Below are 21,926 nucleotides of genomic sequence, written 5' to 3' on the forward strand. Positions count from 1 at the left end.
TATCAGAATTGTTTATCTATATCAGGAAACTAACTTTTGGTCTAGCACCCATATATAAATAGTATTTATGGTTTAAAGGGAAACATCAAAATATAGTTCAAATGAAAGGTGAATGCTATGGATTTAGATAAGTTATTGAAAAAAGGTGATAAGTGTATTACAGATGCACCTTCAGCTTGCGTAGCTGCTTGTCCTGTGCATATGGATGTAAAGTCATTTGTTGAGGAAATAGAAAAGGGTGATTTTAAAAAGGCTTATAAGGTTATGGCTAAAAAGCTTCCATTTACGAGAATAATAGGCCGAATATGCGATCATCCCTGTGAAGATGTATGTGTTAGAAAAGAATTTGGAGGAGCTATAAATATATCTGAGCTTGAAAAAGTTACAGTAGAACTGGGGTTTTCAAGTAATAAAAGAACATTGGCTATACCTAGGAATGGAAAGACTGTGGCAGTAATCGGCGGAGGAGTAAGTGGAATTACAGCAGCTTTTGATTTAGATAAAAAAGGCTATGAGGTTACAATATATGAAAAAAATTCAAGGCTAGGAGGAAGGTTATGGAACTTTGAAGGAAAAAATCTTTCAAAGGATCTTATAGAAGAAGAACTTGAAATATTTAAAAAAGGAAGCATAAAGATAGAGTTAAATAGAGAGATTGATGAAAAAGAATTAAGTAAAATATTAGAAATGTATAACGCAGTCTATATTGGCACAGGCTTTTGGAAGAAAGATATAAATGTAGACTTTAAAACCTTCCAAGTAGAAAACACTTCACTATTTGCAGGAGGAAGGCTTATAAATAAAAATAACTCTATTATATTGTCATTAAGTTCAGGAAGAAGAGCCAGTATATCTATAGATAGGTATATTCAAAATACTTCAATTACTGCTGCAAGGGAAAATGAAGGAGGGTACAAAACACCTTTAAAAATTGCTACAGATTATATAGAGCCAATGTCAGCAGTGAGAAAATATGACTTAGGATATAGTGAAGAAGATACAATAACTGAAGCAAAAAGATGCTTGAAATGTCAATGTCTTCAATGTGTAAATGCTTGTCCACACCTTCAAAAGTATAATGTTACCCCTAAGAAATATGTAAGACAAATAAATCATAATGAAACAATAGTACTTGGAGATCGCTATGCAAACAAAATGATTAATTCCTGCACCCTTTGCGGACTATGTGGGAAAATATGCCCAGAGGGTATAGAGATGAAGGAAATAATAAAAGAAACTCGTGAAAGCATGGTAGAAAGAGGAAAGATGCCAGTATCTGCCCATGATTTCGCATTAAAGGATATGGAATTTAGCAATAGTAGCTATTTTTCAATGGAAAAAAATCAACCAGGTTATGAAAAGGTAAAGTATATATTTTATCCAGGATGTCAGCTGCCAGCATCTACACCAGAATATATAGAAAAAATATATAGTTATCTTATGTCAAATATTAAGGAGGGTGTAGGTTTAATGTTAGGGTGCTGCGGTGCACCAGCAGATTGGTCAGGAAGACAGGATTTAATGCAAGAGAATATAAGACATATCAAAAATAGTTGGGAGCACATGGGAAGACCGACTTTCATTCTAGCTTGCTCAAGTTGTTACAGTATATTTGAAAAATATATGCCTGAAATAAACTTGGTATCTCTGTGGGAAACCATGAAAAATCACAAAATTCCTATTAATAATAAAATAAAAGAGAACTGCGTTTTAAATGTACATGATGCTTGTACTACTAGATACAACGAAAAAATTCATGAAAGTATAAGAACTATAGCATCTGAACTAGGATATATAATAGAAGAATTAAAGTTCTCAAAGGAAAAAACCAAGTGCTGCGGTTATGGAGGGCTTGTGTATTTTGCTAATAAAGAGCAATCACAAGAATTTATAAAAGATAGAATAAAAGAGAGCAGTGGAGATTACTTAGTTTACTGCTCAATGTGTAGAGATTTATTTGTATCTGAAGGGAAGAGGACTTTCCATATTTTAGATTTAATTTATGGTGAGAATTTGGAGAAAATATCATTGAGACAAGCTCCTACCTTATCTCAAAGGCATGAGAACAGAACACTTGTTAAAATTAATCTATTAAAGAAATTTTGGAAGGAGGAAATAAATGATTTTAATAAGAATTCTGGCTTAAGATTAATCATAAATGATACTATACAAAAGCAAATGGAGGATAGATTAATTCTCTTTGAAGATATAGAGAAAGTGATAGTTAATGCACAGAAAAACAGAGAAAGATTTTTAAATCCAGAAACTATGCATTATTTGACCAGGATGAGAATTAGTAATGTCACCTATTGGGTGGAATACGAAGAAAAAGATAAGGAATTAATTATTCATAGTGTTTACAGTCACAGAATGGAAGTAGTGGAGGAATAATTATGAATATTAATAAAGAAGAAAAAACCCCCTGGATTTGTGATAAGTGTAATAAGGAGCTTCAACTCTCACAGGTAAAGGTTGTCTACCTTGGAGGAAACTTTGAAGTAGAGCTTATGCAGTGTCCGCAGTGTAAAATGGTAATTATATATGAAAAGTTGGCACTAGGCAAAATGCTTGAAGTAGAAAAAGGGCTGGAAGATAAATGACAAAATGCTGTAATGCTTATGAAAACAAAAACATGCTTGAGGTTACAGGAACAACCTTAAGGCCAGGGGGATTTATCCTAACAGATAAAGCTGTTCAATTTTGTAAATTTTCTGCCAGAGATCAAATAATGGATTTAGGCAGCGGCATGGGAGCCACAGTTAACTATCTTTATGAAAAGTATGGAATGAATACTGTGGGAATAGACCCATCACAAAAATTAATAGCTATGGGAAGAGATAAATATAAAAACATTAACTTGATCAATGGCAGAGGCGAAGAGCTTCCTTTTGAAAATGAAAATTTTCATGGAGTATTTGCAGAATGTACTTTATCTCTTATGAATGATTTAAATGTTGTTATAGAGGAAGTATATAGAGTTTTAAAAAATTATGGATATTTCGTAATAACAGACGTATATGCAAAAAATCCTCACTTTACAAATAAACTCAATGCACTTTCAATTAACAGCTGCATGAGAGGTCTTCACAATTTAAAAACACTTAGAGAAAAATTGATAAAACAAGGCTTTGAAATAATGCATTTAGAGGACTGCAGTCCTATGCTAAAGGCACTTATGGTTAAGATAATATTTTCATATGGTTCTATGAGTGTTTTTTGGAATAAAGCTTCAGAATGTTCTGTAGATGGAGTAGAGTTTCAAGAAACACTTAAAAATTGCAAACCTGGGTATTTTATTATGTTAGCTAGGAAAGGGGATAAAGATAATGAATGATACTGCTTTTCGTATATATAAATTAGCTTCTGCAGGTTTTTGTTGTAGTCAAATAATGCTGAAGCTTACTTTAGAGGAAGAAGAAAAAGAGAATGCAGATTTAATAAGAGCGATAAATGGTCTCTGCGGAGGTATAGGTTTTACTAAAAAGACCTGTGGAGTTCTTACAGGTGGAATAGGAATTATAGGCTTGTATGCTGGTAAAGGTGAGGATAGAGAAGTTTATAAGGAAAATTATAAGATTATGATAGAGGAATATATGGATTGGTTTGAGGGAGAGTTTGAAAGCACAGAATGTGGGGATATAATAGGAATTCAAAGTATTAGTGATGATGCAGGTAATATAAACTATCCAATAAAGTGCGGAGATATATTACAAAAGAGCTATGAAAAAGTTCAGGAGATATTATACAAACATGGATATGAATTTGGAGATAGAGATTAGTATGAAAAGTGTAAAAGTGATTTCCAGAACTGAAAGCTTATGTCCCCACTGTTTAAAGAAAATAAAGGCAGAAAAGATTTTAGAAGATAATAAAGTTTATATGGAAAAGTATTGTCCAGAACATGGACAATTTAAAACTATTATATGGAGTGGAAGTACTCCTATTGAAAAATGGGTGAGAAATAAGGAAAGAGCTTATATAAAGAATCCTGCTGTTTCTGCTGAAAAAGGGTGCCCCTTTGACTGCGGCCTTTGCAGTGAGCATAGACAACATACCTGTACAGCACTGATAGAAGTTACTAACCTTTGTAATTTAAATTGCAAATTTTGTTTTGCTGACTCATCCTGTAATAACGATGAGGATGTTTCAATAGAAAAAATAAAGTTTTTATATGAAAGGATTCTAAAATACTCTGGTAATTGCAATATTCAGTTATCTGGTGGTGAACCTACAGTGAGAAATGATTTGCCACAGATAATAAGATTAGGAAGGGAACTGGGGTTTAATTTTGTACAGGTTAATACTAATGGAATACGCATAGCTCAGGATGAAGGCTATGTTAAAGAGCTTAAGGAAGCAGGATTAGCTTCGATTTTTTTACAGTTTGATGGTACCAATGATTCAATATATAAAAAATTAAGAGGAAGGGAATTGTTAGAGTTAAAAATAAAAGCATTAGAAAACTGTAATAAGTATGGCATAGGAGTTGTACTAGTTCCAACCTTAGTTCCAGGAATAAATGTAGATAACATAGGGGAAATAATAGACTTTGCACTTGAGAATATAGCTGCAGTAAGAGGAGTGCATTTCCAGCCTGTAAGTTATTTTGGAAGGATACCTAATATTCCGAGAGATGGGGATAGAATTACCCTACCAGAACTTATAGACAAAATAGAAGAACAAACAAAGGGTAAGATTAAGGTCAACAGTATGAAGCCTCCTGGGTGCGAAAATGCTTTATGCTCTTTTCATGGTAATTATATTTATAAGAACAAAAATGAGTTAATAAGTATTACAAATAAATCAAACAACTGTTGTTCAAAAACTGAAAAGGCAGAAGAAGGAGCTAAAAAGGCAAAGGAGTTCGTTACACGCAATTGGTCTTCAAGAAAAATAGAAGGCTTTAATGGCAAATTAAATTCTAAAAAGGTGATGAGTTGGGATGATATATTATACAGTATAAAAAATTATTCCTTTAGTATCTCGGCTATGGCTTTTCAAGATATATGGAACATAGACTTAGAAAGAGTTAAGGATTGCTGTATTCATGTAGTAAATTCAGAGGGCAGACTTATACCTTTTTGCATTTATAATATTACAGATGCACAGGGAAACTATATATACAGGGGAATGTGATATGAAGATTACACCTATGGAAAAATGGATAGTAGATAAAATCGGAATTAAGGAAGGCAATAAGAAAGAATTAGAACAGTATCAATTAAATAAAATAAAAGAAGTTATTGCTTATTCAAAGAAATACAGCAGATTTTATAAGGAACATTTGAAGTATTTTAATGAAATAGATATAAATTCTTTTAAGGATTTTGAAAGTATACCATTTACGCTGTCACAGCATATAAAAAATAATCCCATTGATTTTTTGTGTGTCTCCCCAAAAGACATTGATAGAGTAGTAACCTTAAGAACTTCTGGTACAAGCAGTGAAGAAAAAAGAATATATTTTACGGAGAAAGATTTGCAGTTTACAATTGACTTCTTTAAACATGGAATGAGCTCTTTAGTTGATAGAAAAGATAGAGTATTAGTGCTTTTGCCAGGAGAATCTTATGGAAGTATTGGTGACTTGCTAGAAAAGGCATTAAAAGAAATAAACGTAGAATGTTATGTAAAAGGAGTATCTGTTAAACCAAAAGATGCAGCAAAGTTCATACAGGATAAGAATATAAATTGTATCGTAGGAACTCCGATACAGTTACTTCAATTAAGTAGAATAGAGAGCGAAGTATTTAAAAATAATATAGAAAAGATACTCCTAAGCACTGATTATGTACCAAAAACTTTAATAAAGGAAATTACAGAAAAGTTTAACTGTAAGGTTTTTACTCATTATGGAATGACTGAAATGGGGTATGGTGGAGGAGTTGAGTGTGAAGCATTAAATGGATACCATATGAGGGATATAGATTTATATTTTGAGATAATAGATCCGGTTACAGGGAAAACAGTAGAAAATGGTCAGTATGGGGAAATAGTATTTACATCACTTACAAGAGAGGGGATGCCTTTAATAAGATATAGAACTGGAGATATAACAGCCTTTAGTTCACAGCCCTGTCCTTGTGGAACTTTCTTAAAAACAATGAGTCCGGTTCTTGGGAGGATAGATAATAGAATTAAGATAGATGAAGATAAGTTTATTTATATGAGAGATTTAGATGAAATTATTCTATCTTTTAAAGCTATAATAGACTATAAAGTTTACATTGAGGAAGGCAACATAATATTTATAGACTTAATTACATTAAATGAGCGTGACTTTCATAAAGTATCAAAGGAAATGATGAGCTATATTAAAGAGATACCAGTAATTAAAGAAGCATTAGTTGAAAATATTATTGAAATTGCATTAATACATTCATTAGAACCTAGCACAATTAAAAATAGCATGACAAAGAGAAAGATATATGATTACAGAAAGAGGGGTTAATTATGAGAGATATATATGAGGTAATGACTGAATGTTTGGATAATAAAGAAAGCTTCGTGCTAGCTACTATTTTAGAGAAATCTGGTTCCGCTCCTAGAGAAGAAGGAACAAAGATGATTATAAAGAATGACTTTTCAATTGAAGGTACTATAGGTGGAGGTATATTTGAAGCTATGGCTATAAAGTTATCTTCACAGATTTTTGAAAATAAAGAGTTTATAGTTAAGAAGTTCACTTTATCTAATAATGGTGCTTCAGCCCTAGGTATGGTCTGTGGTGGAGAACTTAAATTGCTCTTAGAATATATAGATTGTAATGATGATGAACTGGTATTAATATACAAAAAGGCAGCAGAGCTTAAAAGAAAAGCTGTTAATTTTGCACTTATAACCAAAATAGATGAAAAACAAAAAAACATAAAAGGAACAGATAAATGGATTTGTACAGAAACAGGATTTTTCGGAGAAGAAAACGATATAGCTCAATGTATATTTAGAAAAGTAAGAGAAAACTTTAAAAATATAACTTTTCAAAATTTAGTTGCTGAGGGAAAGAAATATTTAGTAGAACCTGTTTTGAATCATGAGGCTGTATATATAATAGGTGCTGGACATGTGTCACAAAAAATTGCAGAAATAACTAAAATGTTAGATTTTAAAACAATTGTTATAGATGACAGAGAAGAATTCGCTAATATAGAAAGATTTAAAACCGCTGATGAAGTAAAAGCAATTCCTTCTTTTGAAAATATATTTAATTATATAAATATTGATAACAGGAGTTATATTATTATAGTTACAAGAGGGCATGCCTATGATAAAGAAGTACTAGCACGAATGCTTAAAACTGATGCAAAATATATAGGTATGATAGGAAGTAAGACAAAGAGGGATTTTGTTTATAACTGCCTTTTAAATGAAGGATATACTTTAAAGGACTTAGAGAGAGTTTACTGTCCTATAGGAATTTCTATATCTGCGCAAACTCCTGAAGAAATAGCAGTAAGTATTGCAGCCGAACTAGTTCTAGTTAGGAGAACACATATTAGTGAATAGAGATAACTTTGCAGCTGTAATTCTCGCAGCAGGATATTCTTCAAGAATGGAAGACTTTAAACCTCTTTTGAAATTTGGAGAATATACTGCATTAGAAATTATTATTAATACTTTTACAATTTCAGGAATTTGTAATATTATAGTAGTAGCGGGCCATAGAGGGGAAGAGATAATAGATGTATTGAAAGGCTCACAAGCTAAATGTATAGAGAATAAAAACTATTCTCAGGGCATGTATTCTTCAGTATTAAAGAGTATGGAGGTCTTAAATGAGGATGTTAACGCATTTTTTATGCTGCCAGTAGATATTCCTCTTGTAAAAGTACACACTATAGAAACATTAAAAAAACAATATTTATGCTGTGATAAAGGAATAATTTATCCAACTTTTAATGGTAAAAGGGGACATCCGCCTCTAATAGATTACAAATATAAAGATATAATAATAAAAACAAATGAAGATGGAGGATTAAAAAATATACTCTCCAAGTTTGACGAAGATTCTATAAATGTTCCTGTATTCGATAAATTTACAACAATGGATATGGATACTAAAGCAGATTATATAGAACTGCTAAAATATTTTAGTTTAAGAGTTCCAAATAGAGAAGAATGTTATAGTATTTTAAAAATGCATGATGTACCGGATAATGTAATAAGACATTGCGCTAAAGTGTCAGAGATAACTATATATATTTTAAATATATTAAATAAAAAAGGATATAATTTTGATGAAAACCTGCTGTCAGCTGCAGCACTATTACATGACATAGATAGAAAATCTACAAACCATGCCAAAAAAGGAGAAGAAACTTTAAAGAGATTAGGATATGAACATATAGGTAACATAGTATCTACACATATGGATATAAAAGTAAGTGAAAAAGAAAATATCACAGAGAATGAAATACTATATTTGGCAGATAAACTTGTGAAAGAGGATAAAGTTATACCTCTTGAGTGTAGATTTGATCGTTGCTTATTGAAACACAAAAATGATTTTGAGGCTAAGGATAAAATAAAACAGAGATATATAGAGGCTAAAAAAGTTATTAGCAAAATTGAATCTGTAATAGGTAAGAGTTTTGATTATGAATAGAAGTATTTACTTGGTAAGGCATGGAAATATAGATGCTGGACAAGAGAAACGTTATATAGGGGTTACAGATTTGCCTTTAAGTGAAGAGGGAATTATGCAAGCTCAAAGGTTTAAAAAATTTTTTTATAGTATAAATATTGAGAAAGCATATGTAAGCCCTTTAATGAGATGTATACAGACAGCAGATATAATTTTTGAAAATAGAGACATTAAAAGAGTAGTAGTGAAAGAGTTTACTGAAATAAATATGGGGCAATGGGAAGGGAAAACATTTAAATATATAAAAAATTTTTTTCCTGAACAATTTAAAAAAAGAGGTGAGAATATAGATACTTTTGTACCTATAGGAGGGGAGAGTTTTCAACAGCTTAGAGATAGAGTTATACCTATTTATGAAAGTATTGTTAAAAATAGCTTAGGTAATATAATTATAATTTCACATGCAGGTGTAAATAGAATCATATTGAGCAACCTTCTAGCAATACCTATAAAAAACATATTTCAAATTGATCAACAGTACGGTTGCATAGATGAAATTTATTATGATGATAAATACAAAAACTACCAATTGAAAATGTTGAGATAAAGGGGTGTTAGCATGTCTATAGTTAAATATAAATCCGAAGTTGAGTGTAAATCTGATATAGATCTGTCCCATGAAAGATGTAGACGCTTTAAAATAAACCCTAATCAAGTTTCAAGTAAAAAAATTATATATGACGATACGGAATTACAGAAAAGATTTGCGGTTAATAGAGATTTAATATTGACAGCTACACCATATATGGAGCAACTAACTAATTTTGTAAAAGGATTTAACTTTTTCGTATTGCTTACTGATGGAGAAGGCTGCATATTGAATGCAATAGGGGAAGAAAAGATACTCTCAGAAGCATTTTCTATGAAGATGATACCAGGAGCTTTTATGAATGAAGAGAATATAGGCACAAATGCCATGAGTATGGTTATAGAAATTCAAAGTCCTATACAAGTTTCTGGCAGGGAACATTTTATCAAAGCATATCATAAATGGACTTGTTCCGCAGCACCTATAAAAGATAATGAAGGAAGGCTTATAGGTGTTCTTAATCTCACTGGGTACATTGATTTTGTACACCCTCATACGTTAGGAATGGTTATAGCTGCCTCTAATGCTATAGAAGAAATGCTAAAAGTAAAAAATTACAACAAAGCTCAAAATACGAATGATAGACATATAAAGAATGTATTTAACTCTATTCCCATCGCAATAATAACTTCCGATATAAATGGCAAAATAAAAATTTGTAATGAATGTGCGCTGAAAATGTTTGGTAGCAAGGACAAGCAACTGAGAATATCAGAAATAAGAGACCTTATAGAGGATTGGGACAAGGTGAAAAATGACGTATGTCTAGGAAAAAGCATTTCTCAAGAAGTAAATATAATGGCGTTAAGAAACAAATTTAGATGCCACTTAACTGCCAATCCAATATATAATTCTTCAGAAGAAACTATTGAAATAGTATATGCTTTTGAGGAAATAAAGAAAGTAAAGAAAAAAAACAATGGACAGGCTTATTATACTTTTAATAAAATAATTGGGGAAGATGAAAACTTTATAAAGGTAATCCAATATGCTAAAAAAATTGCAGATAGTAAATCTACTATCCTCATAATGGGTGAGAGTGGTACTGGAAAAGAAGTATTTGCACAATCTATTCACAACTACAGCAGTAGAATAGACGGTCCCTTTATAGCTTTAAACTGTGGTGCTATTCCTAAACAGCTTATAGAATCTGAACTTTTTGGGTATGAAGAAGGATCTTTTACAGGAGCTAAAAAAGGAGGAAATATTGGAAAGTTTGAATTAGCTGATGGTGGCACTATTATGCTGGATGAGATCGGAGAAATGCCTCTTGATATGCAAACAAGACTTTTAAGAGTTGTACAAGAAGGAACAATAACAAGAATAGGAAGCTCCCAATCTATACCAGTAGATGTACGAATAATTGCTGCCACCAATAAGGATTTAAAGAAAGAAGTTGAACTAGGTAGGTTTAGAAAAGACCTATATTATAGACTTAATGTACTGCCTATATATTTACCTCCTTTAAGAGAAAGAAAAAAAGATATACCCATTCTTATAGAATATTTCTTAAAAAATATTTCTGAAAGACTTAATAAAAAGGATATGGTTATACCTAATGAATATTTAAAAAAGATGCTAAATCATAGTTGGCCGGGAAACATAAGAGAATTAGAAAATTTTATTGAATTAATTATAAATACTGAATGTATACCGTCCGGTTATTTTGGGGAAGATGACTGTGAAAATGAAGCTTTCATCGACATTAATAGTGAATGCCTAAAATTAGAGTATGCGGAAAAAGAGCATCTGATGAAGGTGATAAGAAGATTTAAAGGAAACATTACGCGGTCTGCAGAAGCTCTTGGTATTAGAAGAAACACTTTATATAGTAAAATTAAAAAGTATGAAATACAAATATAAAAGTGATATTCATATAGAGTTACTAGACCGAAAGTTGACTTATACGCCGGTATAAGTCAACTTTCTAGTTAATTTGTTTATATTAAAATAATTTTTCTATAATTTTAGAATAGTGCAACTTTAATTTACGTTGCAAAATTTATTAAATAGAGTTATTATAAATATAAGAATATTGTAAATTTATGTAATTATGCTGTATAATTATAATAAGTTTATAAAATCTAATATAATAATTCTGGTTATTTTAGTTGTAAGAACATCAGAATAGCCAAAGAATTTTACAACTAAATTTTAGTACTAATGGAGGTTTGACGATGATAAAGACAGCAATTTTAACTATAAGTGATAAAGGATCACGAGGGGAGAGAGTAGACGGAACAGGAGAAGCTATAAAAAATACCTTAGATTCAAAGGAATATACTATAGAATATTATAAAATAATACCAGATGACATAGATAAAATACAAGAAGAACTTATACAGCTTTGTGATGAGCTTAAAGTAAATCTAATTTTAACAAATGGAGGTACAGGCTTTTCAAAAAGAGACGTAACTCCAGAAGCTACAATGAAAGTAGTTGAAAAAAATGTGCCAGGAATTGCGGAAGCTATGAGGAGTGCATCCTTAAAAATAACTCCAAAGGCTATGCTTTCAAGAGCGGTTTCTGGCATAAGAGGTGAAACGTTAATTGTTAACTTACCAGGCAGCCCTAAAGGAGCTGTAGAAAACCTACAAGTAATTCTTCCTGCACTTCCGCATGGAATAGAGATACTCACAGGAAAAGCTTCGGAGTGTGCAAGATAGAATGTTAAAAGCTATTTATGCCTTTTCTGCACAGTACAGCGATATATATAACGTGATAGCAATGTCGATGATTGTATCATTAATATCTACTGCTTTAGCATCTACGATATCTTTAACTCTAGCGATTCCCGTGTCTCTTAAGAATTTTAAAGGAAAGAAGCTTATTTTGAGAGTAGCTAATACTCTTATGAGCCTTCCACCAGTACTTATGGGATTAGTAGTATATTTAATGCTTTCTAAGGAAGGTCCTTTTGGCAATCTTCAACTTTTATTTACGCCAACAGCTATGATCATTTCGCAGACATTATTAGTATTGCCAATCATATTTGGGGTGGCTGTGTCAGGATTATCTAAAACATCAAAGGAAATAGAGAATACTTGTGTTTCCTTAGGAGCAAATAAAAAGGATGTATATATCACTATAATAAAGGAAAGTAAAATTCAAATGCTTTCTGCAATAACTGTTGGCTTTGGACGAGCTATCTCTGAAGTTGGAGCAGTAATGATGGTAGGTGGAAATATACAAGGTGAGACAAGGGTTATGACAACATATATAGCGCTAGAAACAGGAAAGGGAAACTTTAAAGAATCTCTGATTATAGGTGCAATACTACTTATGATTTCATTTTTAGTAAACTTCATTTTATATAGATTTCAAGAAGATAATTAAATATAGGCGAATTAGGCGAGAAGGGATAAATAATGCAAATAAATATAAAAAATGCATGTAAAAATTATGAAGGAAAAGTTGTATTAAATGTAACTGAATTTACCTTTAAAACAGGAAAAATATATGCTATACTAGGCCTTAATGGCAGTGGTAAAAGTACTCTATTAAATTGTATTGCAGGCATTTGTAATTTAAGTTCTGGTGACATTGTTTATAATGAAGATCTTAAATTAGATGATATAAGAAAAAGTATTTCCATAGTAAGCCAGAAACCATATTTGTTTAACTCCTCAGTTCGTGATAATATAGTTAGTGGATTAAGATTCAGAAAAATGAGTAATGATGATATAAATAAGAGATTAACAAAATATACAAATTACTTCTCAATAGATAAGCTTTTAAATAAAAATTGCAAAAAATTATCTGGAGGAGAGGGAGCAAAAGCCGCAATGCTGAGAACAATAGTACTTGAAACAGATGTTGTACTATTAGATGAGCCCACTGCGGCTATGGATGTGGAAAGCACCTTAGAAGCAGAAAAGCTTATAAAATCTATAGTGAACAGTAATAAAACTATAATAATGGTCACACACGATTTATATCAGGCTGAAAGAGTAGCTGACTATGTAATCTTCATGGATAAAGGAAGAATAATCGAGCATGGAACAAAGGAGAAGGTATTTAAGTATCCCGAGCATCCGCTTGTAAGAACAATTTTAAATAGGGGGAATTGACAATGGATCTAACTCACATAAATGAACAAGGAAGAGCTAAAATGGTAGATGTAAGTGAAAAAGAAGATACCGCGAGAGAGGCGATCGCTGTAGGGTCTATATACATGAAAAAGGAAACTCTTGAGAGAATAAAAGAAGGTGGCATAAAAAAGGGTGATGTATTATCTGTTGCACAGGTTGGAGGAATTATGGGAGCGAAAAATACCTCTAATATTATACCAATGTGCCATCCTATAAATATATCTGGCTGCAATATAAGCTTCAAGTTAGACTTTGAAAATCTCAAAATTGATATAGAAGCGGCAGCAAAAACGGTTGGGAAAACAGGAATAGAGATGGAGGCCCTTACGGCTGTTTCTATCGCTGCTCTTACAATTTATGATATGTGCAAGGCTATCGACAGAGAAATGACCATATCTAATATAATGCTTATTAAAAAGAGCGGTGGAAAGTCTGGATTGTTTCAGCGCTAAAATTTAAAGATAACAAGGACTTGAGGAGGAGTAAAGATGGCAAAGGTTGTAGCAGTAAATATAAGCGAAAAAAAAGGTGAAATAAAAATTCCTATAGAGAAGGGCTATTTTAAAGTGAATCATGGACTTGAGGGAGATGCACATGCAGGTGACTGGCATAGACAAGTAAGCCTGCTTGCACAGGAAAGTATAGATAAGATGAATTCTTTAGGAATTATGAATTTGGATAGTGGAAAATTTGCAGAAAACATTACTACCGAGGGCTTAGTACTATATGAGCTTCCTGTTGGGACAAAGCTTAGAATAGGAGAAACACTGATGGAAGTAACTCAGATAGGAAAAGAATGTCACAAAGGATGTGCTATAAGAAGTCAGGTAGGTGACTGCATTATGCCAAGAGAAGGTATATTTACGAAGGTATTGGAAGGCGGTTTTGTTAAAGCTGGTGATGAAATCGAATTAATTAAATAAAAAATACATAATAAAGCTTCAAAGGTAGAAGTCATTGAAATTACTAATTTCAGGATAACTATCTTTGAAGCTTTTATTTATATAGAAAATTAATCTTGACAGGTATTAATTGGAGCAGAACTGACCTATTAATAATTAATAAAAAAATTAGTGAGATTAAAAATAAAGGTAAACAACTATGGTACGATAATATAATATAATAAATTTGAGTGACTTTAGTATTGTATTTTACTTGAAGATAAGAGTAAAATATAATAGGCAACTGGATAAGATAAAAGTAGCTATGTTATCCGGCTGCAGAAAGGAAGTGTTTAAATGCGATATGTTCCTATTTACTGCTTGCGTGAAGGAATGAGGCTTGGCAGAAATATTTACTCAAGCGATGGTGTAACATTATTAACAAAGGATGTACGACTAACAGATGAATATATTAAAAGCCTTGAAAAATTAGGAGTTAATGGCGTTTATATAGAAGATACTGTATCTTATGATATAGCGATAAAAAGTGTAATTTCAGATGAATTAAGAGTACAAGCTGTAAAATCTATTAAAGGAATTTACAATGATCCATCAAATGTTTCTAATAGTATAACTACTGTTGAAAATTTAGCTAAAAGCATTATTTATGAAATATTAAACAATAAAAATATAATGGTCAATATGGTTGATATTAAGACTTTCGATGATTATATGTACAGTCATAGCGTAAATGTAGCAGTATTGTCCAGTGTAATTGGAATGGCAATGCACTTGGATAACACAAAAATAGAAAAGCTTACAGCATCTGCACTTTTGCATGATATTGGGAAGGTTTTTATGCCTAAGGATATAGTAAATAAGGTTGAAAAACTTACAAAAGAAGAAGAAAAATTATATAAGTGCCATCCCGAAAAAGGTTATAGATATATAAAACAATATTACACTGTACCTGTAACAACTTATGTAGGGATTTTACAGCATCATGAAAGATATGATGGTTATGGCTATCCAGATGGAAAAAGAGGAGAAGAGATTTCAAAATTTGGAAGAGTGCTGTGTCTTTGTGATGCATATGATAATTTGGTATCAGAAAGGCCGAATAAAAAGGCATATCTACCTTCTGATGCGATAGAATATATAATGGCTAATAATGGACAAATCTTTGATCCAAAGCTTGTAAAGATATTTTTAAGAAGAGTTGCTCCCTATCCTTTAGGAACTATTTTAAAATTAAGCAATGGAGAGAGGGCAATAGTTATTGGAAATAATGAAGAATGCTCTACACGTCCAACGGTAAGAAATCTAGAGAATAACACAGTATATGATTTAACTTATGATAAAAAATTAAAGAATATAACTATTATAGGTGTAGAAAATATCTAAAACTAAGAGCTACAATAAATAGAAAATAATCTTAAATAGAATGTTAAAAAGGACAGATTTACATCTGTCCTTTTTAACATTCATGCAATTTAACTTCAAGCAAGTCTAATATAAACATAAATAGTGGAATTCCAATAAGCAATCCCCATACTCCCATAAAATGTTCTGATGCAATAAGTATTATAAAAGTAAAGAATATAGGCAGTTCAATTTTTGCTGACATAAGTTTTGGGTTTAAAATATAACTTTCAAGTGCATGAATTATAGCAATCATTATTAAAACATAAATAACTTTAGTAAGGCCGCCTATCTTAAAAGCTATAAGAGTTAAAGGGATAAGAGAAACTATAACCCCTGCTACAGGAATTAGACTCAATACAAATATCATAAAGCCTAAAGTAATTAGCTGCGGAAAATGAAGCACTGAAAGCATAATTACTGAAAGTATAGTATTAAAGAATGCTATAAGTATTTGTGCTTGAACGACTTTACCAAAAGAGTTTAAGAAATTATTGCCAAAGAAGCTTAAATATCTATATAACCCTGAAATTTTGCTGTGTTCAAATTTCCTTAAAAAACATATAACCTTTCTTTTTTCAAGCATAAAGAATAGGCTTAACATTATGGCAATAAATACATTAATACTCCATTTTCCTATATTCGCAGCGAATTGGAAGGTTATATCAAATCCTGATTTTAAGTAACTTTTTATATCTACCTGCTGGAACATTGTCATCAAATACTTTTGAACAATGTCAGAATCCGAATCAGGAGTAAGATCAAGATCTATAGCTTGATTTATTATATATTTGCTTTGTGTAATGAGTAAAGGTATATATTTAGCTATAATTAATACTATAGAAGCAAATAGTAATGAATAAAGTATTACCGTGATAAGTTTCTCCTTTACAGGTGTAATTCGTTTAAGTTGTTTAATTATTAAGTTTTGTAAGCTGTTCATCAGATAGGTAAAAACAAATGTTAGCAAGAATAGATTCAGCATTGATTTACCTGCATAAAACAGCAGTATAATAAATATAAAGGTTAAGAATTTCTTAACGCTGTCTTTAGAAAAAAACTCTCTTAAAAAATTCATATAAAATCTCCTCGAAAAATTAGTTTGTAATATTTAGGAACAGAATTCTTTTGATGCTTGAAAACAAGTATAATAATAACATAATTTATATAAATTTGCTAATATATAATAAAAAATGTTTTGTAAACTATTTTTAAATTATTATTCATGTATTATAATATTTTTAACAGTTTAAGGAGTTGTTGGCAAAATGAAAATAAATAAATTCTTTCAACACAAAAAAAAGCACGAATTTATGGCATTAGACTTTTTAAAGTATATAGGCCCAGGTTTTATAGTAACAGTAGGTTTTATAGACCCAGGCAATTGGGCAGCTAATATTGCAGCAGGTGCTGATTATGGATATAAGCTCCTGTGGATGGTTACATTGGGTACAATAATGCTTATAGTTCTTCAGCACAATGTTGCACATTTAGGAATCACAACCGGATATTGTCTATCTGAGGCAGCCTCAATATACTTAAAGCCTGTTTTTTCTAAGCTTATACTTTTTTCTGCAATAGTAGCTTCAATATCCACAGCGTTGGCTGAAGTTTTAGGAGGAGCAATAGCTCTAAATATGTTGTTTAAGATACCAATCAAAATTGGATCTCTTATGGTATGTATTTTAGTCATTATTATGATTTTTACTAATTCTTATAAAAGAATGGAGAAATTAATTATAGGTTTTGTGTCCTTAATTGGTATATCATTTATATTTGAGCTTGCACTTGTTAAAATAAATTGGATGGAAGCTGTAACGGGCTGGTTTGTTCCAACTATACCTCAAGGTTCTATTGTAATTATAATGAGTGTATTAGGTGCTGTAGTTATGCCGCATAATTTATATCTACATTCAGAAATAATACAAAGTAGACAGTGGAATTTGGAAAATGAAGAGGTAATAAAACATCAATTAAAATATGAATTTATAGACACTCTATTTTCTATGATTATTGGATGGGCCATAAATAGTGCTATGATATTAGTAGCGGCCGCTACATTTTTTACTAAAAATATTAAGGTAACAGAGCTTAGTCAAGCTCAATCTATGCTTACACCTATGCTTGGAAGTACAGCTGCCATAATATTTGCTGTGGCTCTGCTTTTTTCTGGTATATCTTCCAGTGTGACAGCAGGAATGGCTGGTGGAAGTATATTTGCTGGATTATACAAAGAGCCTTATGATATACATGATAGACATACTGGAATAGGTGTACTAGTAACAATTGCATGTGCTACAGCTATTGTATTTTTTATAAAGGATCCTTTTAAGGGACTCATTATATCTCAAATGCTATTAAGTATTCAACTTCCTATTACAATAATACTGCAAATATATTTAACATCTTCTAAAAATGTTATGGGAAAATACGCTAACAGTAGATTGTCAAAGATAATTTTGAGTATAATTGCCTTCACAGTAATCATTCTAAACATATTATTACTAATTTTATCCTAAACCATATGATAATATAACAGTATATATTTATTTACATTAAGAATCTTAAGTTAAATGACATACCTAAATAAAGGCTAAAATTTCTTGGTTTATTAAAGATTCTATGGGAATTTTATGGAATAATTTGAATATTGTGATATTAGTTGGTTATAATACTTATTGTAAAAAGTCTTGAATGATTTAACGTACAACATGTAAAGATTGAATGCGCTATAAGGGTTATAGCGGCCGATACTTATTTAATGTTTTGATATGTTATATCTACAGCCTAAGTGTTTTATAATACTCTTATATAAGGAATTCCATATAAGTGATTTTAGCATATATAGGTTGTAGTGAAATATTCAAGATTTTTTATATATTCCTATAGGATAAGCAGGTGCTGATCACATCTGCTTTTTATGTTCTTGTCAAATTAATAAGGACAATTTCATATTTTTATGGTAAACTTATCTAGATGTTTAATAAGAAAATTGTGAATTTTACTTGATTTATACTTATGGGGAATTTCTTTGAAGGGATTGGAGTTGTGTTATGGATATCAGTGATATGAAAAATGAAGTCTATACTTTTATGAATAAGCTTTACAATGACTTAAAGGCAGAACTTTATTTATGCAGCGATTTAAAAGAAGTTAATGAAACTTTTGATGAAGAGTATATAAACATTAGAGACTATAGTAAAGTATTACAGTCTAATCTTTTGATTAGAAGTCAAAGTGAATTAATGGACAAAGGTTATGATGAAGATAAGATAAAGATTGTGGAAAAAATAGAAGATATGATTGGCGATATACATATTGCTCATATGAAAATTGATGAAAATAAGCTTTATGTTAAAGAGGAAGATAAACCAATTGCTACAGAGGAAAAAAATACAGAAAAGAAGTCAACCAAAACTATTGTTGTAACATCTGGTATACTAATTGGTTTTGTTTGTGGAATCATACTAAAAAGAGACATAATAAATGGAATAATCATGGGATTTATCGGAGCTGCATTTGGTTTTGCTGCATATGAGATGTATTTCGCTGGAGATAACAAGAATTATGAAAAGGTAATTAAAAAAGACAGACTAATGAATAAAAGGTTAGACAAAAAGTATTTAGATACATTGGTAGAGGAAAGAAAAAGAAATATAGAAAGTAGTTTGATAAAATATATAGATGATTTTAATGATGCTCTAGAGAAGAAGGTTGAAGAGAGTGTTTAATAAAAAAACGATAAAATATGCTGGAAACTTAATTTTTATAAAAGTACAGTATATTTTATCGTTTTTTATTCATAAACAGAATTCTAAGCATTAGATGGAATTTCAATTTTACCTGATGCTTGGAATTCATTATTATTTCATTAAGTTTAAAATAAGTTGATAAAAGATTGGTATAAAAACAGCTGGAAGTAAATTTGCAACTTTTATTTTTGACATACCAAGCATATTAAACCCTATACCCATAATGAGAAGACTTCCTATTGCGGTCATATCTGTAATGACAGATTGTATTAAGATTGTTTTTAATCCTGAAGCAGCAATAGTTATAACACCTTGGTAAAGTAATACTGAAACAGAAGAAAGCATTACACCGATTCCAAGCGTAGATGAAAATATTATAGATGCTACGCCATCAAGCATTGATTTAGCAAAAAGTATCTTGTTGTTGCCTTGAAGACCGCTTTCAAGAGAACCTACTATTGCCATTGAACCAACACAAAATAAAAGACTGGCAGTTACAAAGCCTTCTGAAATTTTTATGCCTCTGCCTTTAAATTTATTTTCAATTTTATCACCTAACTTTTTTAGTAGGTTATCTATGTCTACTAGCTCGCCGATAAAACCACCTATTACTGATGAAATTATAATAAGCATAACATTAGATCCCTTAATTGCCCCTGATATACCTATGTAGATAACGCATAGTGCGAGGCCCTGCATGATGGTATTGCTAATTTTTTCAGGCACACCACCTTTCATTAAGAGTCCAATTAAACTTCCAACTATAATAGCAGAAAAGTTTACAATAGTTCCTAAAAGCATAAAATATCCCCCCTAATATTTGATTAATAGTAGCAAATACATTTCATAACTATATCATAACAATATTATGAAATTTTTTCCCAATATAATTCTATCAAATAAGTTATGTTAGTGGAGAAAAATTTAGTAAATTTGATTAAGAAATATGCTCAGGTTTTATTTTGTGAGCATATTTCTTAATTGTGAGCATATTTATAGGTATGGGGTAAGAAATAAAACTTGACTATCGAACATGTGTTCGATATAATAAAAATATAAATTACCCAAACAAATGATCGGGGGTATACAAATGGACGAATATAATCTTTTTATTAGAATCAATTATAAAGCATCAGAAAATGATAGAATAATAAGTAGTAATACAAGGGTAAATAACAGTAAGGTTAACTCCAACAAATACTTAATTGGTGGAGGAGTATTAAATAGAAAAGGCGGTACAGTTGTATTTACAGCTAAAAGTTTAGAAGAAGTAAAGCAAGTGACGCAGGACAAGCCGTTATTAAAAAATATAGAGATGAATTATAATGTAGCAGTTATTCCAAAAGGAGTTTAATAAAACTAGCAGTTTAGCTGCTAGTTTTATTTTTTATAGATAATTAAGGATATATAAGGTAAATACGTATGCGAGAGGTATTTGTTTAAAGACTAAGGCTGCATTATTATTAATATTAATGCAACCTTAGTCTTTTTGTTTTTAGTGCTTTAGAAGAGAATATACCTTAAGATTAATGGGGCGTCTTCTAAGGAGTGTAAGCATAATTATAAAAACATGTGAAATTACATTAGAAATATTTATTAAAAATATTGCATAATAATAAAATTAATTGTATAATTATAAATATAGAAAATAATTAAGGGGGCACAAAATTATGAAGAAAATTTCAGCTTTGATTATAACTGCAGTGATGTCTGTATCATTATTTGCAGGATGCGGAACCAATAATAGTTCAAACAATAATAGTTCGCAAAAGGTAGACTCATTACAAAGAGTTAAAAATGCAGGTAAGTTAACTATCGGACTTGATGATTCTTATCCACCAATGGAATTTAGGGATGACAAAAATAACTTGGTAGGTTTTGATATAGATTTAGGAAACGAGTTAGCAAAAAAACTAGGCGTAAAATTAGAAGTAACAACTACAGATTTCAATGGAATTTTGTTAGCGCTTAAATCAGGAAAATTCGATGTAATACTTTCAGCTTTAAGCATAACAGATCAGAGAAAACAAGAGATAGATTTTGTTGGACCATACATAGACGGTGGTCAAATAATGGTAACTAAAAAGGATAATGATAAAATAAACACCAAAGAAGACTTGAAAGGTAAAGTAGTAGGAGCTCAACTTGGTTCAACTGGTGAGCAAGCAGCTATGAAGGTAGAAGGAACTAAGGAAGTTAAGAGATATGATAAGATTACAGAAGCTTTCCACGATTTATCCATAGGAAGAATAGATTCATTAATAGTTGACGGTCAAGTTGGAGGATACTACATTAAGAAGGATGGCGGCAACTACAAAATATTAAATGAAAAGCTAACAAAAGAACCAGAAGGAATAGGTATAAAGAAAGAGGATAAAGAATTAAAAGAGGCTTTACAAAAAGCTTTAGATGAACTTAAAGCAGATGGTACTTTATCTAAGCTTTCAATGAAGTGGTTTGGATATGACATTTATAAACAATAATTAAAAATAGATTAATATTATTAGAGACCTTGACAATCTGATTGTTGAGGTCTTTTTCATGTTT

Annotated in this window: 22 protein-coding genes; 20 read left to right on the forward strand and 2 right to left on the reverse strand. The window is 30.8% G+C overall.

What is annotated here, in order from left to right; all coding sequences use genetic code 11:
* Window positions 1-117 precede the first annotated feature (117 nt).
* From ACZ5N4_RS12610 to ACZ5N4_RS12685, 16 genes are all read left to right on the forward strand, one after another.
* Window positions 118-2,391, forward strand: a complete 2,274-nt coding sequence (locus ACZ5N4_RS12610) for a pyridine nucleotide-disulfide oxidoreductase/dicluster-binding protein (RefSeq protein WP_464210413.1) — start codon at window positions 118-120, stop codon at window positions 2,389-2,391.
* Window positions 2,392-2,393: 2 nt separating this feature from the next.
* Window positions 2,394-2,600 carry a DVU_1557 family redox protein gene (locus ACZ5N4_RS12615; RefSeq protein WP_464210415.1) on the forward strand — a complete coding sequence of 69 codons (207 nt, stop codon included), beginning with the start codon at window positions 2,394-2,396 and terminating at the stop codon, window positions 2,598-2,600.
* Entirely contained in the window at window positions 2,597-3,334 is a 738-nt protein-coding gene (gene trsM, locus ACZ5N4_RS12620; RefSeq protein WP_464210417.1) for a DVU_1556 family methyltransferase, read from the forward strand. Before ACZ5N4_RS12615 ends, trsM begins: the two co-directional genes overlap by 4 nt.
* The gene (locus ACZ5N4_RS12625) at window positions 3,327-3,779 is read left to right on the forward strand and encodes a DVU_1555 family C-GCAxxG-C-C protein (RefSeq protein ID WP_464210419.1); all 453 of its coding nucleotides are present in this window, start codon (window positions 3,327-3,329) and stop codon (window positions 3,777-3,779) included. The genes trsM and ACZ5N4_RS12625 overlap by 8 nt, the downstream gene beginning before the upstream one ends.
* 1 nt (window position 3,780) lies before the next feature.
* Entirely contained in the window at window positions 3,781-5,136 is a 1,356-nt protein-coding gene (gene trsS, locus ACZ5N4_RS12630; RefSeq protein ID WP_464210420.1) for a radical SAM (seleno)protein TrsS, read from the forward strand.
* 1 nt (window position 5,137) lies between these two features.
* Window positions 5,138-6,451, forward strand: a complete 1,314-nt coding sequence (locus ACZ5N4_RS12635) for a DVU_1553 family AMP-dependent CoA ligase (RefSeq protein ID WP_464210422.1) — start codon at window positions 5,138-5,140, stop codon at window positions 6,449-6,451.
* 2 nt (window positions 6,452-6,453) lie between these two features.
* Entirely contained in the window at window positions 6,454-7,506 is a 1,053-nt protein-coding gene (locus ACZ5N4_RS12640) for an XdhC family aldehyde oxidoreductase maturation factor (protein WP_464210424.1), read from the forward strand.
* The gene (locus tag ACZ5N4_RS12645) at window positions 7,499-8,605 is read left to right on the forward strand and encodes a DVU_1551 family NTP transferase (protein WP_464210426.1); all 1,107 of its coding nucleotides are present in this window, start codon (window positions 7,499-7,501) and stop codon (window positions 8,603-8,605) included. The genes ACZ5N4_RS12640 and ACZ5N4_RS12645 overlap by 8 nt, the downstream gene beginning before the upstream one ends.
* Window positions 8,598-9,191, forward strand: a complete 594-nt coding sequence (locus tag ACZ5N4_RS12650; protein WP_464210428.1) for a histidine phosphatase family protein — start codon at window positions 8,598-8,600, stop codon at window positions 9,189-9,191. Before ACZ5N4_RS12645 ends, ACZ5N4_RS12650 begins: the two co-directional genes overlap by 8 nt.
* A gap of 12 nt (window positions 9,192-9,203) precedes the next feature.
* Window positions 9,204-11,096, forward strand: a complete 1,893-nt coding sequence (locus ACZ5N4_RS12655; RefSeq protein ID WP_464210430.1) for a sigma-54-dependent Fis family transcriptional regulator — start codon at window positions 9,204-9,206, stop codon at window positions 11,094-11,096.
* Window positions 11,097-11,410: 314 nt separating this feature from the next.
* A complete protein-coding gene (locus tag ACZ5N4_RS12660; RefSeq protein WP_464210432.1) occupies window positions 11,411-11,899 on the forward strand; it encodes a MogA/MoaB family molybdenum cofactor biosynthesis protein in 489 nt (162 codons plus the stop codon).
* 1 nt (window position 11,900) lies between these two features.
* Window positions 11,901-12,569, forward strand: coding sequence for an ABC transporter permease (locus ACZ5N4_RS12665; protein ID WP_464210434.1), 669 nt, complete (start codon window positions 11,901-11,903; stop codon window positions 12,567-12,569).
* A 32-nt stretch (window positions 12,570-12,601) separates the two neighbouring features.
* Window positions 12,602-13,303 (forward strand): energy-coupling factor ABC transporter ATP-binding protein, encoded by a 702-nt coding sequence (locus ACZ5N4_RS12670; protein ID WP_464210436.1) that lies wholly within the window; start codon window positions 12,602-12,604, stop codon window positions 13,301-13,303.
* A gap of 2 nt (window positions 13,304-13,305) precedes the next feature.
* Entirely contained in the window at window positions 13,306-13,776 is a 471-nt protein-coding gene (gene moaC, locus ACZ5N4_RS12675) for a cyclic pyranopterin monophosphate synthase MoaC (RefSeq protein WP_464210438.1), read from the forward strand.
* A gap of 36 nt (window positions 13,777-13,812) precedes the next feature.
* On the forward strand, window positions 13,813-14,247 hold the full coding sequence (locus tag ACZ5N4_RS12680) for an MOSC domain-containing protein (RefSeq protein ID WP_178908719.1): 435 nt from the start codon (window positions 13,813-13,815) through the stop codon (window positions 14,245-14,247).
* A 315-nt stretch (window positions 14,248-14,562) separates the two neighbouring features.
* Window positions 14,563-15,609 carry an HD-GYP domain-containing protein gene (locus tag ACZ5N4_RS12685; protein WP_464210441.1) on the forward strand — a complete coding sequence of 349 codons (1,047 nt, stop codon included), beginning with the start codon at window positions 14,563-14,565 and terminating at the stop codon, window positions 15,607-15,609.
* 73 nt (window positions 15,610-15,682) lie between these two features.
* On the opposite strand, the gene ACZ5N4_RS12690 is transcribed toward ACZ5N4_RS12685, so the two are convergent.
* Entirely contained in the window at window positions 15,683-16,705 is a 1,023-nt protein-coding gene (locus ACZ5N4_RS12690) for an AI-2E family transporter (RefSeq protein ID WP_464210443.1), read from the reverse strand.
* Between the two features lie 190 nt (window positions 16,706-16,895).
* Between ACZ5N4_RS12690 and ACZ5N4_RS12695 the strand changes: the two genes are divergently transcribed.
* Window positions 16,896-18,146 carry an Nramp family divalent metal transporter gene (locus tag ACZ5N4_RS12695; protein WP_464210445.1) on the forward strand — a complete coding sequence of 417 codons (1,251 nt, stop codon included), beginning with the start codon at window positions 16,896-16,898 and terminating at the stop codon, window positions 18,144-18,146.
* 534 nt (window positions 18,147-18,680) lie between these two features.
* The gene (locus ACZ5N4_RS12700; RefSeq protein WP_464210447.1) at window positions 18,681-19,358 is read left to right on the forward strand and encodes a hypothetical protein; all 678 of its coding nucleotides are present in this window, start codon (window positions 18,681-18,683) and stop codon (window positions 19,356-19,358) included.
* A 132-nt stretch (window positions 19,359-19,490) separates the two neighbouring features.
* On the opposite strand, the gene ACZ5N4_RS12705 is transcribed toward ACZ5N4_RS12700, so the two are convergent.
* On the reverse strand, window positions 19,491-20,180 hold the full coding sequence (locus tag ACZ5N4_RS12705) for a DUF554 domain-containing protein (protein ID WP_464210449.1): 690 nt from the start codon (window positions 20,178-20,180) through the stop codon (window positions 19,491-19,493).
* A 289-nt stretch (window positions 20,181-20,469) separates the two neighbouring features.
* Between ACZ5N4_RS12705 and ACZ5N4_RS12710 the strand changes: the two genes are divergently transcribed.
* The gene (locus ACZ5N4_RS12710; RefSeq protein WP_464210451.1) at window positions 20,470-20,733 is read left to right on the forward strand and encodes a hypothetical protein; all 264 of its coding nucleotides are present in this window, start codon (window positions 20,470-20,472) and stop codon (window positions 20,731-20,733) included.
* Window positions 20,734-21,049: 316 nt separating this feature from the next.
* Window positions 21,050-21,862 carry an ABC transporter substrate-binding protein gene (locus tag ACZ5N4_RS12715; RefSeq protein WP_464210453.1) on the forward strand — a complete coding sequence of 271 codons (813 nt, stop codon included), beginning with the start codon at window positions 21,050-21,052 and terminating at the stop codon, window positions 21,860-21,862.
* The last annotated feature ends 64 nt before the right edge of the window (window positions 21,863-21,926 follow it).

Source organism: Clostridium nitrophenolicum, from assembly GCF_055391695.1.